Origin of the sequence: Prevotella heparinolytica (assembly GCF_004342845.1) — a bacterium.
In the GTDB taxonomy this organism is placed as follows: Bacteria; Bacteroidota; Bacteroidia; order Bacteroidales; family Bacteroidaceae; genus Bacteroides; species Bacteroides heparinolyticus.
In genome coordinates, this window is record NZ_SLXB01000013.1 from 17,194 (window position 1) to 33,635 (window position 16,442).

A 16,442-nucleotide genomic window follows, 5' to 3' on the forward strand; every position below is an offset into this window, starting at 1 on the left:
TAGTTTACATCTCCCTTGTCAGACACTTGCCTCTGACGGCTCAAACACTTGTGTCTGTCACGTCAGAGACTTGTGTCTGTCGGCTTGAACACTTGCCTCTGTCACGACAAAGGCTTGCGGCTGTCAGACAGGGGGAGAGAGCGGTCGGCCTGAAAGGCTCTCTTCTCTTCTGCCCAATCACCGTAAACCGGTGCATCCGGGAAATATCCGCCCGGCAGGATGCAGCACCGCATCTTTAGCAAAAGTAACCACTTATCCCGAACCCAGGTCTGTATTAGAGCAGTATTCACTCCGTATAAAGAGACCTCTATATGTACGAAGTAAGTACGGGATCTGCCCACAGCCTTAGCTGATACAGGTACTTCATGAGACAAACTTAAAGTGCTACCACGAACTCCAATTAAGTCACAACTAAAAAAACATAAAAAGTCATCGTTCATTGTTCCACCACTATTTTCAAACGAACTATAGCTGTCTCTATCATATCTTTTGTCCCACTACCGTCAGCTACGTATTTCATAACCATTCGAGCGTACTCCACAGCTTTTTTCAGAATCGGTTCGGTGGAGTCATCCACCGTTCCCACACGCCTTAACAAGGCTGATAAAGGACGTAAATCTTCCATCTCCGGCAAGTTGCCCGGACGCATTGCATTGATGGCCATATTCAGTGTTGCAGCCGCCGCATCAACTTCTTCTTGCGAATAAATCCTATCTTTATTATCATAGATATTTTGTGCTTCTTTCAGTGTATGTTGTAGACGAAGGAAGCCGAAATGTGCCCAAGGCGCATGCTCCGGAACTTTTACGGCAAGAGCTTTCCACCTCTCCTGCTCAGCTATCCGCTCCATACCAACATTCAGAAGTTCTTTCAGCGAACTCTTATCTACACTGCCTGCCATCACCAGAGCAGTAATAACATCTTTCAGAGCCAATGTTCGGCGATCGATTATCTCCTGCTGATTACCGCTATCCATCACCTCGTAAGCCGCACTAAGCTCTGTCTGCAAAGCTTCAAAACTGACCGTAGTATAAAGAGAAGAATCTTGGCCTTCGGCAGAACGAATAGCCGCTTGCAGATTACTTTTATCCAACCTGAAAGCATTCAATCCTTTTACTGCTTCGTCGATAGCCGCCATACTTGTCGAGATTTCGGTTTCCGTAACCATAAGTTTTCCCATTATTTTTTCTCCTTCTTTCATAGTCTTCTCCAGGTGTTTGAAACTTGCTTTAGTATAATTCTTCTTATTATAAGCCGTAAGCTCCCTCAACTTAGTAAATAAAGCCATCTTCAATTCCGAAGATGGAGAATCGATATGATTAATACGGAAATAATGGGTTGAATGGTCATGGCGGTAATAGTCCGGCAGGAATACGTGTCCACCCTGAGTAAAACTATATAAATTACCATCAGCGCCAGCCCCTACACCATCCGATTTCACTGTCACAATAGTAGCTAAGCGAGAATCGATATTCAAGGTGGCTTCCGACCAATTGTTTATATTGGTGGCCGTCATAGCAAATGGCCCATACATTAATGTCCCCACCCAAGAAGCTTCCGGTTGTGTTCCGCTCTGACCGGCTAACTCGACAGGAAGTTTATCAGGCCCATAGTCTATGTGTTTAGTGAACGGCATGGTTATTTCCACAACATCTCCTTCTTCCCAATGACGAGAAGGAATTACCACATAAGTACAAGGTTGATAATAACCGACCACCGACACCCCGTTTACTTTTACGTTAAATCCCTCGGTTGCCCAATAAGGTACACGCAGCTTCATCGAAAAGTCGGCTTTTCCACTCACCACCTTGACTGTAGAACTCTCCGCCGGCCATAAGCATTCCTGTTTCAACGTTATTCCTTTCTCTTTCCATTGAAGAGTGGTTGGCATGTATAAAGCCACCCATAATGTATTATCCGAGACGAAGCACGTAGCTTCCTGATATTTCACATGATTCTCAGATCCGGTACCTCCGCAGCAGGTAGATTGCGGCGTCTTGTTACCCCAAGGCTTAGAAGCATCCAGCCCTACCGCATACTGGTAAGTGGTCTGATAGCATGTAGGATGCAACGAACCGATAATCTGGTTATAAAGAGTACGCTCATAATAATCCATATACCGCGCATCGTCAGGGTTAAAGCAGTTTAGTTCCTTGGTCAATTTCAGCAGATTATAGGCACAACAAGTCTCATTGATATTTGGGTTCGGACGACTCTCTCCTTCAGAAACCCCATTCATGGCCATACTCAATATCTGGGAATAGGGTTGACGGAACATTTCTCCGTTACCCACACCACCGGTAGAATAGCGGTAGCGACCTTGTATCAAACTCCAAAAATTCTCAGACAAATTGTAATAGAAGGGGTTGTTATTGGTCAGATAACTTCTCAACGCACCGATAATCATCGGAATATGCTGATTGGCATGCCGGTTACGTATATCATCGATGTTTTTCGATAAAGGTTCATAAAAAGCCGGACTGTCAAAACAATTGGAAGCTTCTATCAAGCGCATACGCTCTTCCGGATTATCAACCATCTCTGAAAGACGTGCCAGAGATTCCCCGATGCCGCCTACCTCTCCGGCAATGTACATGTTCCACATTTCATAGCGATTGCCCGGGCGTGCCCTACGCTCATTTTGCGTACCATCTGTTTTTACATAAGTGCGATAGTGCATTCTGTTCCATACCCACAACCCCATGTCCTTGGCTATCAAAAGAGCCTTGTCGGCAACGGCCTTGTCATCCATGTAAGTGGCTATATCTATCAGCCCGGCCAATTGTTTGTGAATGGAATAGTAAGGCGCCCACACCCAATCGGAGTTGTTGTAGGCGCGATACATCTCTATAAGTGCCGGATGATGAGCCGGAATGGCATTCAGGTAACCATAGCCATAAGTGGCCCATTGAGTCTTGTACTTATCAAAGTCCTCCCACGTTCCTTTCATTTCCTTTAGCATCTCCTCGGGAGCAAAGTCACGTGCTTCAAGATACCTTCCCAATTCCTTGCTCCATACAAAAGTACGTTCCTGACATTCACGCAGTTCATCAACCATTCGGGTGATATTTCGCCGCAAAACAGACTTTTGCGCAGTGTCCGCAACAACAGCGTAGGCCAACGCCAATGCTGACATATAATGCCCCGAGCCGTGTCCTTTCAACTTGATATCCGGCGAGTCCCATCCGTCGGAACGAGTATACCCTTCCGTACTCAGTCCATATGTATCTCGATAATTATACAACTGCTGAGTAACATCCCAACCTACAATCTCTTTGATGGCCAAATCACGGTTCGACACCAACCGATTATTGCCGTCAATAATCACATCAGTCAACGGAAGGGTGTTTGCAATGGGTCTGGTAGGAGTTTCGTACCCTTCGCTTATCACTTCTATTCTTGCAGAAATAGGATAACCGTTAGCTGTTGTATCGTCGCCTATGATATGACCATTTATCATATATATGCTTCCAGCAGGATGAGTGCAAGCATCGGCCTCTTGCAGCTCCGTGGCAAGTGCGGCGTTGCTCCATTTGGTTTGGCGAAATCCGGCCTGCCCATCCGAATAAGTCACCCATACTTGATAGGGCAGTCGAGGCACCGTCCCTACAGGGCAATGAACAACTATCTGCTCTACCGAGGCGATGGTCCGCATCCCAGAATCACTTGTTTGTATCATCTTATAAATATCAAGCTCTCCCAAGCTCAAGGCAAATATATCAGCTGAGATTGCCCATAAGCATAATCCCATTATGAAAGAAAAAGATTTATTCATTCTTTTCTGTTTTTAGTAAAAATCAGTATAAGCCCAATCTCAATAAGCAAAATCGGGCTTTTACACAACATCAATTAATCATGTATCAATTCTTTTATCTGCCGGCATAACCCGGATTCTGTTGCAGATTAGGATTTTTATTCAAATCTTCCAAATGGATAGGAAATAAAATAGAATTTCCATTCAGATCATTCTCTACTGGGGCATGATTAAACCAACTCTTTTTTTGGAAAGTTCCAAACCGAATCATATCAATACGACGACGAGCCTCGGCTGCAAACTCCCAACCCCATTCATCATAAAGTCCACCTAATTCTACAGGATCAGTATTGCCTACGGAATCAATATTACCATTCTCATCAAGTGTGCCATATTGTATATGCGTATCTCCCTTCAACCAAGCTGCATCAACCATCGCTTTTTCCGGATGGGCTGATTCACGGAACGCACGTTCGCGAATTTGTGATACGAGATTAGCGGCTTCCGCTTCATTCTGTCTTAAACGGAGTAAGCATTCTGCTTTCATCAGCAATACCTCTGCGTAACGAAAATATGGGAAGTCATTGCTCAGCAAGCTTTTGGCTCCTATTTTAATTTCATATTTACCTATACGATAACCGTCATCTGTCCCTGTCTTATAGATACTCGGCAATCTATTGGGAAATGTTGTAATCAAGACCCCGTCGGGGCTATACTGGTCACCTTGCAACCAAGAGTATTTCAAACGCATATCACTCTTGTCATAGCTATTGATAAACTGGGGATTTGCAGCTGATCCTCCCCAAGGTGTGGACTGCATATTGAAAACTTTACGACTGTTTGAAGACAAGAACTTCATGTGTGCCCCGAATACCGGACCATTGTTGGTACCTGAATTGTAAACCTCATCGTATGGAATGGCGAAAATAGTTTCCACACAAGTAGCATTGTCTGTCTTGAAAATATCCGCGTAGTTCGATTCCAAACGGAATAAATTGCTATTGATAATCTCATCACATTGTTCCAGGCACTCACTCCACATCGGAGTACCTGTATACACACTGGCATTCAAATACATACGGGCCATCAGGCATTTGGCTCCCCACCTGGTAAGTCGTCCATAAGTAGTCTTATCTACAGCAGCAGACAAATCCGGTATCACCTCTTTCAATTCCCTGATAATGAAATCAAAAACCTCTTTACGGGCAGATTGCATAGGAATATCCTCACTGAATGCGGTCTGAATCGGGACATTTCCGTGAGTGTCGCAAAGAATCGAGTACCAGAGCGCACGAATAGCCCTTACTTCAGCCACGACTTTCGGTTTGCTATTTTCCGCAAAGAAGCCTTCATCGGCACGTTTTAATATCTTATTGGCATTGGCAATACCCTCGAAGCACACAGACCAAGTGCTTTGAGGTTGCCCCTGTTGGTTATCCCATGTATGCTTGTGCATCTGTTTGTAGGTACCGCCATCGTCCCATCCGTTGGGGCGAGTAGGGGTGACAATTACGTCAGCAGGCTCTTCTTGCAGGTCGAACAAGCCATACCAGTCCATAACATAGCGAAGTTTGGAATATGTGGTAGCCAACAGCGAGACTTCGTCGGCTTCAGTCGGTACATATTCTTCTTCAACAATTTCCGAATAAGGTGTCTCATCCAAGTTAAAGCAACCGCTCATGCCGAGCATTGCAGATGCGCAGAGTGCATAAGCGCTATATTTTAATCGTTTCATGACAGCTCTCTCTTTTATGTATGATTAGACTTAAAATGTAAGGTTAACGCCGAAAGTATACGTGCGATTGGTAGGATACTTGTCTCGGTTGTCCGTGCCAGCATCCAGCAATCCATAGCTGCTACTGCTCAATGGGACTTCAGGATCCATGCCTTTATAACCGGTGATGGTAGCCAAGTTCAGAACCGACGCATATACACGTAGATTTTTGACAACCTTTTGTTTGGGCAGCTTGATGGTATACCCTAAAGTTACATTGTCTATTTTCCAGTAGTCTCCATCTTCAATGTAATAACTTACATATCGTTGTTCGTCTTTCAGCTGTTTTTTTCCATAAACTTTGTCGAAAGCGGAATTCAAGCGGTTGTATTGGATTTCCGGCTTTGCATTTTCGTAATACATACGTTGAAAATTCAATATCCGGAAGCCAAAAGCCCCACGCATGTTTACGCTTAAATCAAAATTAAAAAAATTGAAAGTATTGTTCCAGTTCAGATAATGTTTGGGAATGCCGTTACCCAGAACCTGCCAGTCTGTAGCATCAGCCTCTGTTGCCAGCACATGTTCTCCTTTCTTGTTTTCAACCAGCCATAAGCCATCTTCAGTAATATCAACCGATTTCAAACCATAGAATGTGCCGATTGCCCTGCCTACCTGTACAATATGGGTGGTTGTCTGGATAGGCTCACCTGTATAACCGGAATAGAAATAATCCTGTGTCATGGAAAATTTATCGCTCGACAAAGCAACGATTTTATTCGTATTGGTAGAATAAGAAACGTTGGTATTCCAAGTAAAATTATCTGTCTGCACAGGAATGGCGCGGACCAGAATCTCCAGTCCCTTATTTTCCATTTCCGAGGCATTGGCCAGCATGGACGAAAACATAAAAGGCGGAACAGGAACAGGATAATCCCAAAGCGCATCTTTGGTTTTACGGACGTAATAGTCGATAGTACCTCCCACCCGTCCGTTCAATATATCCCAATCCAAACCGATGTTGAACTCATGCTTCTTTTCCCAGCGCAAATCCGCATTATTATTTCGAACCGTCTCCAGCGCTTTTACCCATGTGCCTTTATATAAGAAAGCGCCTTCATAATTCAATCCGGAAAGCGATGTGTAGGGAGCTGCCACATTGATGCCGGTCACGCCGTAACCCACACGGAACTTCAAGTTGTCCAGCCAATTCAAGTTCTTCATAAAGTTCTCCCTATCAATTCTCCATCCTAAAGAAATGCCTGGAAAATTACCCCATTTATGATCTTTACCAAACTTGGAAGAGCCTTCGTGACGAAGAGAAGCCATCAATAAATAACGATCATTGAAATTACAGCTGACGCGTGCAAATACGCCAATCAGTTTATCGGAACTCTTATAGCTGCTCATGGAGGCCTCGCCACGCTTCAATGCCATGCCAGCCTCCATTTTATTATACGAATAAGCATCTGTCGGGAAATCATAGTTAGTCATTGACATGTTGGAATTCGTATTGTCCTCATAATTGTAACCTACCAATGCACTGACATTATGCTTTCCAAAAGCTTTCTGAAAATGAGCCGTCAATTCTACCAAATTATTGTCGAAATCAGAATCATAGCGGTAGGCATAACCGTTACGGCCGCTCTTGGTGGTAGATACATGTTTCTTTGTCTGGTAATATCCGTCAGTGGTTGTTGTGCTACGACGGGCATACATAGCTTTCAAAATCAAAGACTCAACCGGTCGAAAAGTCAAGCCGCCATTGAAACGAATATTTTTACGCTTCATTTCACCAATCGTTTCACAGATATAGCTTACAGGGTTATCGTAGAAATACAAATCACGCTCAAACCAGTTACCCTCTTCATCTTTTATCGGCTCCGTCGGATTATGAATTAAAGCTTGCCGGTAGGCGTATGTATTCCAACTGCGAGGCATTGTATGCTGGCTCACAAATACACTGACGTCAGCAGTTAACTTATTGTCGTACATGGAATGACTGATGTCCATTCGGACATTCATAGCTTCAAAGTCTGTTTTTATAAAAGTACCTTGACGCTTGGTATAATTGGCCGATGCCGTATAGTTGGTGTTTTTGCTACCTCCTCTCAAAGACAAATTATGCGAATGAGAGACTGCCGTACGAGTCAGCTCTCCCAACCAATCGGTATCAGCACCGAAATCTTTCAGGTTGGCACCATTGAAAGCATACCCTTCATTCCATTTCTGACGAAGATCATCGGCGCTCATAAAGTCCGGCCTCTTTAAAATATTTGAGACAGACATGTATCCGTTATAATCAATAGTAGGAGGCATTTCTTTACGGCTTTGTTTCGTTGTGATAATAATTACACCGTTTGTACCACGAGTGCCATAGATAGCTGTTGCTGAACCGTCTTTCAATACATCTATGGATTCAATATCTTCCGGTGCTACCGTATTCAGACTGCCGGGCACTCCATCTACCAGCACCAATGGAGAAGTTCCTCCCTTCAAAGATGAAATGCCACGAAGCATTATTTGGGAATTTCCGGTAGGGTCTCCTGAAGGTAAAGAGATGTTCAATCCGGCCACTTTACCTTGAATTAGCTGTCCGGCATCAGTCACTGCTCCTTTTACGAAATTCTCGGCTTTCACGCTTGAAATAGCACTTGTCACATCCCCTTTCTTCTGAGTGCCGTAACCGATAACCACTACCTCATCCAGAAGCTCTGTATCATCTTGGAGTGTGACATTAATCTGGCGGTTATTCCCGATAATGATTTCTTGAGTCTTATAGCCAATATAAGAAAAGGATAATACAGAATCTGCATTCCGTACTTTCAGCGTGTACCGGCCGTCTATATTGGTTATCACCCCATTGGTCGTCCCTTTTTCAAGCACGTTGGCGCCAATGATTGGCTCTCCGTTCTTATCTTTCACAACACCTGTAACTGTAACAGATTGTTGCTGCACAGCCTCGACACCCATCGTTCTCACCGTTTCCGCGAAAATTTGTACGGGAGTGATTCCGACGCCTGTCACAAGAAAAAGACCAGTTGCAACCCGTAAGACAGCTCTGCCGAATAAGGCTCGTTTCTCATGTGTCTTCATATTACATCATCGTTTTAAAGGTTAATATTTCATTTTCAACTATTCTCCCGTCATCTCTAACCTAATATTGAAATTGTTATAGCAATCCATATCGGTGTAGCACAAAGAAAGAACTTTTTCTTTTAACAAAACGCAACAATAATCCACAAGAGTAGTAAAATAGTCGAAAAAACAATGCAGTAAAGTACTTTGGGAATTGTATCATCGGTTTGGACTATTTTTTAGTCAACGGAAAAGCAACTATCCCGACTCTGTTACAACGAGGATACCATGCTCTGATGCTTTCATACCAACAACTATCAGACGCATTCTCTCTTTGGGGGACAATTCTTTCATTATACTACCTGAGCTCGGGATAGATAGTTCCTTTTGCTAAAGATGAGGGGCTGCATCCTATCGGACGGATATTTCCTGAATGTACCGGTTTACGGCGATTTGGCAGAAGAGAGCCTTTTACGCCGACCGCCCCCCCTGTCTGACAGCTACAATCCTTTGTCGTGACAGAGGCAAGTGTTCAAGCCGACAGACACTTGTGTTTGACGTGACAGACACAAGTGTTTGAGCCGTCAGAGGCAAGTGTCTGACAGGGCAGGGATAAACAACTGATAATCAATGAGCATTGACTTTAAAACACAGGTGCCGGGTGAGATTATCGACCTGCTTCTTATCCCGAATCAGGTATTATACTATTCAGTCCCTTCGTTCACTCTTTTTTTCACTTTCTTTGCAACAGAAAAAAGTTATCCTATTATGAAACAGCATTTGCATAAAAAGCATCGTAATCTCTTTATTATTATACCTCGGACACAATCCGCTTGGCGCAACTCCGGAAAAGAATTATATGCTTGTCTCGCCCAATGGCAAGCTGAAAGTAGAAATCATCGCAATCGGTGGTCTTTCCTATCGGGTGACGCATGAAAACGATACAATACTCCCCTCTTTCCAAAACAGGAATGATGCGGAAGAAAAAACCTATACCACACGTAAAGAAGTGTGCATCAACCGACCGCTAAAAACGTTCCATGACTTCCATGCACATCCGTCCGTTGTGATAGGGACATTTCCAGAAGCCAGCTTTATCATCATCGGTGTTTATCGTACCATCTATGCGTACGCTCCAATGCCACTCTCCGTTCTTGTAATCAATCAGGTTCTTTTTGATGAACTCCCAGCAGCGGAGTGCTTTCTGCATGGCAACCTCGTCACCAAAATGCTGGTAAAGGTTTACATGGCCTACTATGTTCTCTGCCTGCACCCACCAATGGCGGTCCGCCTCATCTTGCTTCTTGTCCAAAAATGTTTCGTAGATCATACTTCCGTCGGACATCAGACCTTCGTCTGCAGCGGCTGCAATATATTCCACTAAAGGTTCTACTTTTGCCAGCACCTCCTTGTCGCCGAGCACAAGCGCTGCTTCATGTATCAGCCAAGATGCCTCGATGTCGTGCCCATAAGATACAATGCGATACTTACTCACCCAGTCTTCATTGAAAAACAAATCAAGATGACCGGTCTTGATGTTCAATATCTTATCTACAAAAATAGAAATCAGATTACGAAGTTGCTTCTCCAGCTGCGCGTCCTTCCATACTCTGAAGAGGTTTGTGTAAGGTTCCAGAATATGCAGATGAGTATTCATCGTTTTACACTCGTTCGCATCCTTGGCACTCAGGCGCATGTCGGCTATCTCACCCCACTCACGAGTCAAAGCTTCGCAATAACCGTTTTTCAAAGCATCAAAGCTGTGCCTCTCAATGCTCCCAAAAAGACGGATTGCATAGTCCAATGCTTCTTTATCGTCCGTGGCACGGGCATATTCGCTCAAGCCATAGATGGCAAAACCTAACGCATAAATCTGCTTCTTCGTGTCGAGCGGACGGTTTTCATTATCGAGCGACCAATAGACTCCGCCAAACTCACTGTCGTAGAAGTGGTCGATGATAACACGCTTGGCACGTGTGGCTACCTCCAGATATTCAGGTTTTCTCAACAAACGATAGGCTGCCGAGAAAGTCCATAGGATGCGTGCATTCAAGACTGCTCCTTTCTCTGCTTCGGGCTTCAGTTCATCCATTCCGGTGATGCGTCCATAGAAACCGCCATGCACTTCGTCCGTCATCTTTTCCATCCAAAAGGGAAGGATGTTCGAAACCAACTCCTTCGCCATCTCCTGCTTTATATTCTTTACATCCATTGATTTCGGTAAGCATTTATTTTCTTCTTTCTTTCAATTCGGCATTAATGGCCGCCATCCGGGTGTTGTTCAGCGGATAGATGAACATCACCAATGTGGAGAGTGCCGCAATAGCGGCAGGAACAAAGCTCATCAAATACTTCAGGCCGTCCATAGCTTCGGGAGTCTGCACGGCGTCTTCGGCTGTATTATAACCGAAAAGAGCCAGCAAGGCCATCACCGCCCAACCGGCAAATGCACCTCCGAACTTCTGTGCCATAGAACCTGAAGAGAATATCAGCCCCGTAGATGCCGTACCGTCCTTTTGCTCGGCATAGTCCGCCACATCGGCGTACATACTCCATACAAGCGGAGAGATGATACCGGTACAGATGGATATGAGGACTTGGAAAACCATCATCAACCACCACCCCGCTTCATTGTTCGGAACAAAGAAGAAGAGTATGCTGAACACTACCAAGCCAACCAACGAGAGGATATAGGCGGGTTTCTTGCCAAACTTCATCGAAAGGGGCACAGCCAGCGCCACACCAATCATGTTGCACACCTCGCCCACCATGAGGAACAGTCCGGCATAAAGCATCAGATTGAAGATGCCGAAATCGAGGAAAGCCGTGGCGCTGACATAATCCTTGAAGAAATAGGCAGCAGTGGCGCCACGCACTGTGTTAAAGAGGTTGGAAAGCAAGGCAGCACCGTTCAATATCCACCACGGAGAGTTGCGGAGAAGAGAACCAACATCCTTACTCACAGACTTGGAAGCAACGTTCTTGACGTGCTCGCGCGTCATACTGAAACAGAGCAAAAAGCCCAAGAAGCAGAGCATTGCAATACAAATCATGGCATATTGCCAACTGATGGAATTGCTGTAATTCATTCCCTTAAACCAGTTACACAACGGTTCCCATGCCCCTAACGCAATGAAACTCCCTCCATAGGCAAAGAACATGCGGTAGGAAGAGAAAACCGTTTTCGTATTCGAGTCATCGGTCATTACTCCCAACATAGCTCCATAAGGCACATTGATAGCGGTATATACGGTCATCATCAGGATGTATGTGACATAAGCCCATATCAACTTGCCCGTCGTACCCATATCGGGAGTCGTAAAGAGTAAGATACCCGCCACGGCAAACGGCGCTGCAACCCACAACAGATAAGGGCGATACTTGCCCCACCGCGTTTGAGTACGGTCGGCAATAACACCCATCATCGGGTCCGACACAGCATCCCAAATGCGTGTCACCAGCATGAGCAGTCCCGCATCGGCCAGACTCAATCCAAAGATATTCGAATAGAAGAACGGCAAATAATAGGAGAATATCTTCCAAAACATGGAAGATGACATGTCTCCAAAGCCATAACCGATTTTCTCTTTTAATGTTACCATAGTTTTTTGATGTAAGATATAAGATGTCAGACTTTAGACGTAAAGCATTAGATGAGATATAAGACGTTAGATTTAGACCTCTAAAACTCTGTTCTTTAAAGCCCAGAGGTTCTAACGCCTTATGTCTAAATTCTAACGTCTAATACCTTTCAAAAGATTTTTATCTATAAGTTTCTTCAAAGTCTCTACTGATGCCGATGAAGACAGACCGTCGGCAGGGGTATTCATGCAATAATCCACCAGTCGGTCGATGGTAGAAGTTGCCACATGCATCCGGGTATCGGAAGAAGCATAATAGATGAATACCTTTCCATCTTCGTCGGCAATCCATCCGTTGGTGAAAAGCACATTGCTTACGTCACCGATACGTTCCTCACCCTCGGGTACCATAAAAGCACCGGCAGGAGCAGCAATCAGCTTGGTCGGGTCTTCCAAAGATGTCATATACATGTAAAGCACATAACGCAATCCGGCGGCGCAACCGCGAACTCCATGAGCCAGATGCAGCCAACCTTTCGGGGTTTTAATGGGATGCGGACCTTCACCATTTTTCACCTCCTTGACGGTGTGATAGTAACGTTGGTCTATTATCTTTTCCTCCTTTACTTCGGCATGGGTTATATCATCCACCAATGCCCAACCAATGCCTCCACCGCTTCCGGCATCGATGAAGCCATCTTGCGGACGGGTATAAAGAGCATACTTGCCCTGCACAAACTCAGGATGCAACACCACGTTGCGCTGCTGGCTCTTGGTCTTCAGGTCGGGCAACCGTTCCCAGTTTTTCAAGTCCTTGGTGCGGGCAATGGCAGCCGTGGCCGTGGCCGACGACAAATCGCCGGCAGGTGCCTTGTTGTCGTGGCGTTCGGCACAAAAGATACCATAAATCCATCCGTCTTCATGGGCCGTGAGACGCATATCGTAAATATTCGTTGCCGGAATCACGTCTTCGGGCATTGTGACGGGATAGTCCCAGAAACGGAAATTATCAATGCCGTTAGGACTCTCGGCCACAGCGAAGAAAGATTTACGGTCAGCGCCTTCCACACGCACCATCAGCAGATACTTCCCGTTCCACTTGATGGCACCCGAATTCATCGTGGCATTCATGCCGATACGCTCCATCAAATACGGATTGGAAACCTCATCCAAATCATAACGCCAAAACACAGGCGTATGAGCCGCCGTCACTACCGGGTATTCATATCTGGTGAAGATACCATTTCCGCCTTCTATCGCCACATTCTTCCTTGTGATTAACTCTTCATGCTTCTGAAAAAGCTCCTCTACTTTTTTCTTAAAAACATCCATCTCTATTATCAAGTTTATATATTTTTATTCGATTATTTGCCATGGGGCTTCATTGATACAGATTGACATCTGCCGAAAACAGGGTTTTGGGATTGTTGTAAAATTCCACAAAATCTTCGGCCGACGTTTGCCTCGGATAGGGGGCATAATAGTGCGTCGTCTTCTCACGGGCATTACGCCACACCAGTACATAAGCCACCGGATATTTCTCCAATGCAGGGAGCAAGGTTCCCGTCCACCATCTCGCATCGGGAATGCCTTCATACCCTATTTCGGTCACAGCAATCACCTTATCGTGTGCTTTGGCCACTGTGTCTGTAACGGCAAGCGCCCTGTTCAATCCGGCCAAAAACATATCACGGTCAAACTGATATGTATCGAAACCTACGACGTCGATCAGTTCATCTCCCGGATAACGCTTCAGATATTGTGCCGTATCTTCGGGCTCTGCACCCGGAGAGTAGGCATATAGCGCATTGTTCACCCCTTTTGCCCGCAAGCTGTCTGCCGTCATATGCCACAAAGCCTTGTATTCTTCGGGTGTGCATAAGTTTTCTCCCCACCAGAACCAGCTTCCGGTATGTTCATGCCACGGACGGAAAAGAACAGGCACTTTGGTTCCTTCATCTGTTTGCAGCGAATTGAGAAAACTTGCCACCCCATCCAACCAAGCAGCAAATTTCGGGTGATTCTCTCCTCCCGGCAAAACGGATTTTACTACCGTATTATCCGAAACATCCCAGGCATCGCCTCCGGTCTTAGGATTACGCGCATGCCAACTGAGCGAAACCAACCCTCCTCGCCGATATTGGTTGACAATCTCTTGTCTGATTTTTTCAAAGGGAACTTTATCCAGATTGGTTTCATTCCCCAGTTCCAATTCTCCCAAATCAAAACTGATGACGGCCGGATAATCGCCGCACACACTCTTCACATCCGAACGGCCTTCGTCGCCTTCCCAGCCGATGCCGTAGACCGTATCATCATGATGACCGAACATGATGCCTTTTGAAGAAATTTTCTTCAAATTAGCCAGTAATTTCTCTGTTTCGGAAGTACGTGCGGAAGCAGCCTCTTCGTTCATCGCTTGTTTTTTGGAAGAAGGGCTGCAAGCGGCAAACATGCCTGCGGTAAGAAGCATTGCGGCAAATTTAAGTTTTTTCATATCCATGTTTTTCTATCTTGTATTGCAATAGGTATAACATTTGAATCTTTAGTGCAAAGATAACAGATTGCAGTAAGAGAAAATGATACAATTTTATCTCTTTGCTATATTTCCCTGACGAATAATCGATATACAAAACAATGGGGTCTGTATGAAAAGCTTGCCTGCGATTTATATACTCAAGATTTACATCGCTTAAAGTGCAAGGACAGCTTCCTTAAGGTGCGGGCTTACCTTCCCTGAGGTGTGGGCTTATGCCTCCTAAAGTGCGGGCTTATGCCTGCTGAAGTGTGGGCATATACCTTCCCCGTTGCATGCACACAACTACGCAAGCGTAAAGCACTGAAAATCTTAATGCCTCACTCTTACCGGAACACGCTTTGCAGAAACAATCTCCCGCTCCGCTTTCCGACGTTCCAGCTTCACGGGTTCGCAGGTGAAATCGGGTACATTGTACGAATAGGCCAAGCGGTCATAGTATTCCCACGGATTCTTTTGAGGCAACAAGAAAGGTTTGCTTATCATCCCGTTCTCGTCCATGCTTGCCAGATAAAGGCGGGTATAAAGCCCATCCCCTCTGCGGCTACTGAACACAAACCAGCGCGAATTACTGCTCCAATTATGAAAACTCTCCGTATCATTGCTGTTTACCTCTCTTATCGGGCGCACTGCACCATCTTGCAAATCCAGCAGCCATAGGTCGGCTTCTTTGTGCCAGATTGAAAAGTTACCGTAATCCGACAAGGTAAACATGATATACTTTCCGTCGTACGAAGGTCTTGGGAAAGAGATACTTTTTTTCATTGCCGCCGCATTCACCAGCGTATCCACCTGTTCGCCGAATGTCCCGTCTTCGGGATTAAAACCGATGCTGCACAGGTTGTAGCGTATCTCTTTGTATTCTGCCGGTATCTGTCTGGCCTCCGCAGCACAGAAATAAAGTTTACGTCCATCCGAGGAAAACACGGGAAATGTCTCGAAGACCTCTTTTTTCTGCAACAGAGGAGAACGCAAAAGCTCGTGTGTTTCCGGATGATACACCAGTACGTCCGATGCCAAGTCGAGAACTTCCACACGCTCCTCTTTCACCGTATGAAACGATTGACGCGTATTGTTGACCGAATAAGCGATATACTTCCCGCCGGGATGCCAATAAGGATATACGCACGCCGAAAGCGTAGAGTCCGTTTTCGTATTCAGCATTTCGCGTTTTCCATCAATCTGCATCAAGGTTCCGCCATTCTTTCCGCGAATGTGCAGGCTCAAATAATCGGGATTGGTTTTATTGAAAGCATGGCAATTCAGGCACATCCCGGTTACCATTGTATTCTCCAGCAAAGGACGCTCGTCGAAAGATGAAAGATTGCGCTCGTAAATGCCCATCTTGCTATACACCTCATAGCCCGGCGCCAACTTACGATATACCACTCCATAATCTATCGGATAAGGACTGACATACATAGGGAAAGGGCGGTACTGCCTCCATATTCCTCCTTGCCTGATACATACCGTAAACAAAAGGCTGTCTCCCTTGTTTGCTTCCAAAAGAGCCCGCCATTCGTCTTGCGAGAATGATACTTTTTTACCATCGATATGTATTCTTCCCGATTTCCCTCCGGCCACCGTCACATCCACACGCTCATGCTCTCCACCGATACAATCGAAGTTCATGGGAGCAATGGTTGCAGGGATAGTCACACCGATGTAGTCGGGATAAATGACCGGCCATGCATCCACCTTTTCCGGATTGGTCACCGGGTCACTGCAAGCGGCAAACCACAATATGGTCGTTATGCAAGCAACTACTCTTTTCATCTC

At 45.4% G+C, this 16,442-nt stretch carries 8 protein-coding genes; all 8 read right to left on the reverse strand.

The genetic code is table 11. The annotated features are described in order from the left end of the window. Nucleotides 1–436: 436 nt before the first annotated feature. Nucleotides 437–3,679, reverse strand: coding sequence for a beta-L-arabinofuranosidase domain-containing protein (locus EV202_RS07810; RefSeq protein WP_234878260.1), 3,243 nt, complete (start codon nucleotides 3,677–3,679; stop codon nucleotides 437–439). Between the two features lie 190 nt (nucleotides 3,680–3,869). After that, the gene (locus EV202_RS07815) at nucleotides 3,870–5,489 is read right to left on the reverse strand and encodes a RagB/SusD family nutrient uptake outer membrane protein (protein ID WP_106070362.1); all 1,620 of its coding nucleotides are present in this window, start codon (nucleotides 5,487–5,489) and stop codon (nucleotides 3,870–3,872) included. A gap of 30 nt (nucleotides 5,490–5,519) precedes the next feature. Then, complete coding sequence (locus EV202_RS07820) at nucleotides 5,520–8,441, reverse strand: SusC/RagA family TonB-linked outer membrane protein (protein ID WP_234878261.1); 2,922 nt, start codon at nucleotides 8,439–8,441, stop codon at nucleotides 5,520–5,522. 1,132 nt (nucleotides 8,442–9,573) lie between these two features. Next, on the reverse strand, nucleotides 9,574–10,758 hold the full coding sequence (locus EV202_RS07825; protein WP_106070360.1) for an AGE family epimerase/isomerase: 1,185 nt from the start codon (nucleotides 10,756–10,758) through the stop codon (nucleotides 9,574–9,576). Nucleotides 10,759–10,774: 16 nt separating this feature from the next. After that, entirely contained in the window at nucleotides 10,775–12,148 is a 1,374-nt protein-coding gene (locus EV202_RS07830) for an MFS transporter (protein ID WP_106070359.1), read from the reverse strand. 132 nt (nucleotides 12,149–12,280) lie between these two features. Next, the gene (locus EV202_RS07835; RefSeq protein WP_131926545.1) at nucleotides 12,281–13,459 is read right to left on the reverse strand and encodes a glycoside hydrolase family 130 protein; all 1,179 of its coding nucleotides are present in this window, start codon (nucleotides 13,457–13,459) and stop codon (nucleotides 12,281–12,283) included. A gap of 49 nt (nucleotides 13,460–13,508) precedes the next feature. Beyond that, on the reverse strand, nucleotides 13,509–14,624 hold the full coding sequence (locus tag EV202_RS07840) for a glycoside hydrolase family 26 protein (RefSeq protein ID WP_106070631.1): 1,116 nt from the start codon (nucleotides 14,622–14,624) through the stop codon (nucleotides 13,509–13,511). Between the two features lie 351 nt (nucleotides 14,625–14,975). Beyond that, a complete protein-coding gene (locus EV202_RS07845) occupies nucleotides 14,976–16,439 on the reverse strand; it encodes a TolB family protein (protein WP_106070357.1) in 1,464 nt (487 codons plus the stop codon). Nucleotides 16,440–16,442: the final 3 nt, after the last annotated feature.